Origin of the sequence: Pseudomonas sp. P129 (assembly GCF_020312195.1) — a bacterium.
GTDB classification, from domain to species: Bacteria; Pseudomonadota; Gammaproteobacteria; order Pseudomonadales; family Pseudomonadaceae; genus Aquipseudomonas; species Aquipseudomonas fragariae.
The window spans coordinates 1-2,604 of record NZ_JAGPYS010000029.1 but is presented as its reverse complement, the minus strand read 5'-3'; the positions used below and the strand labels follow the sequence as shown (position 1 = coordinate 2,604).

Genomic DNA, 2,604 nt, shown 5'->3' with positions numbered 1-2,604 from the left:
CAAATTGCTTGGGTGTTATATGGTCAAGCCTCACGGGCAATTAGTATTGGTTAGCTCAACGCCTCACAGCGCTTACACACCCAACCTATCAACGTCGTAGTCTTCGACGGCCCTTCAGGGAACTCAAGGTTCCAGTGAGATCTCATCTTGAGGCAAGTTTCCCGCTTAGATGCTTTCAGCGGTTATCTTTTCCGAACATAGCTACCCGGCAATGCCACTGGCGTGACAACCGGAACACCAGAGGTTCGTCCACTCCGGTCCTCTCGTACTAGGAGCAGCCCCTCTCAAATCTCAAACGTCCACGGCAGATAGGGACCGAACTGTCTCACGACGTTCTAAACCCAGCTCGCGTACCACTTTAAATGGCGAACAGCCATACCCTTGGGACCGGCTTCAGCCCCAGGATGTGATGAGCCGACATCGAGGTGCCAAACACCGCCGTCGATATGAACTCTTGGGCGGTATCAGCCTGTTATCCCCGGAGTACCTTTTATCCGTTGAGCGATGGCCCTTCCATACAGAACCACCGGATCACTAAGACCTACTTTCGTACCTGCTCGACGTGTCTGTCTCGCAGTCAAGCGCGCTTTTGCCTTTATACTCTACGACCGATTTCCGACCGGTCTGAGCGCACCTTCGTACTCCTCCGTTACTCTTTAGGAGGAGACCGCCCCAGTCAAACTACCCACCATACACTGTCCTCGATCCGGATAACGGACCTGAGTTAGAACCTCAAAGTTGCCAGGGTGGTATTTCAAGGTTGGCTCCACGCAGACTGGCGTCCACGCTTCAAAGCCTCCCACCTATCCTACACAAGCAAATTCAAAGTCCAGTGCAAAGCTATAGTAAAGGTTCACGGGGTCTTTCCGTCTAGCCGCGGATACACTGCATCTTCACAGCGATTTCAATTTCACTGAGTCTCGGGTGGAGACAGCGCCGCCATCGTTACGCCATTCGTGCAGGTCGGAACTTACCCGACAAGGAATTTCGCTACCTTAGGACCGTTATAGTTACGGCCGCCGTTTACCGGGGCTTCGATCAAGAGCTTCGCTTGCGCTAACCCCATCAATTAACCTTCCGGCACCGGGCAGGCGTCACACCCTATACGTCCACTTTCGTGTTTGCAGAGTGCTGTGTTTTTAATAAACAGTCGCAGCGGCCTGGTATCTTCGACCGGCAGGGGCTTACGCAGTAAATGCTTCACCTCCACCGGCGCACCTTCTCCCGAAGTTACGGTGCCATTTTGCCTAGTTCCTTCACCCGAGTTCTCTCAAGCGCCTTGGTATTCTCTACCCAACCACCTGTGTCGGTTTGGGGTACGGTTCCTGGTTACCTGAAGCTTAGAAGCTTTTCTTGGAAGCATGGCATCAACCACTTCGTGTTCTAAAAGAACACTCGTCATCAGCTCTCGGCCTTAAGATCCCGGATTTACCTAAGATCTCAGCCTACCACCTTAAACCTGGACAACCAACGCCAGGCTGGCCTAGCCTTCTCCGTCCCTCCATCGCAATAACCAGAAGTACAGGAATATTAACCTGTTTTCCATCGACTACGCTTTTCAGCCTCGCCTTAGGGACCGACTAACCCTGCGTCGATTAACGTTGCGCAGGAAACCTTGGTCTTTCGGCGTGGGTGTTTTTCACACCCATTGTCGTTACTCATGTCAGCATTCGCACTTCTGATACCTCCAGCAAGCTTCTCAACTCACCTTCACAGGCTTACAGAACGCTCCTCTACCGCATCATCATAAGATGATACCCGTAGCTTCGGTGCATGGTTTGAGCCCCGTTACATCTTCCGCGCAGGCCGACTCGACTAGTGAGCTATTACGCTTTCTTTAAAGGGTGGCTGCTTCTAAGCCAACCTCCTAGCTGTCTAAGCCTTCCCACATCGTTTCCCACTTAACCATGACTTTGGGACCTTAGCTGACGGTCTGGGTTGTTTCCCTTTTCACGACGGACGTTAGCACCCGCCGTGTGTCTCCCATGCTCGGCACTTGTAGGTATTCGGAGTTTGCATCGGTTTGGTAAGTCGGGATGACCCCCTAGCCGAAACAGTGCTCTACCCCCTACAGTGATACATGAGGCGCTACCTAAATAGCTTTCGAGGAGAACCAGCTATCTCCGAGCTTGATTAGCCTTTCACTCCGATCCACAGGTCATCCGCTAACTTTTCAACGGTAGTCGGTTCGGTCCTCCAGTTAGTGTTACCCAACCTTCAACCTGCCCATGGATAGATCGCCCGGTTTCGGGTCTATTCCCAGCGACTAGACGCCCTATTAAGACTCGCTTTCGCTACGCCTCCCCTATTCGGTTAAGCTCGCCACTGAAAATAAGTCGCTGACCCATTATACAAAAGGTACGCAGTCACCCAACAAAGTGGGCTCCCACTGCTTGTACGCATACGGTTTCAGGATCTATTTCACTCCGCTCTCCGCGGTTCTTTTCGCCTTTCCCTCACGGTACTGGTTCACTATCGGTCAGTCAGTAGTATTTAGCCTTGGAGGATGGTCCCCCCATATTCAGACAAGGTTTCTCGTGCCCCGTCCTACTCGATTTCATTGCAAAGGGATTTTCGCGTACAGGGCTATCACCCACTATGGCC

General features: G+C 52.3%; 1 rRNA gene. It reads right to left on the bottom strand.

The features are described 5' to 3' along the window. Window positions 1-19 precede the first annotated feature (19 nt). Window positions 20-2,604 (bottom strand): 23S ribosomal RNA (locus KBY02_RS25975); the annotation flags it as partial.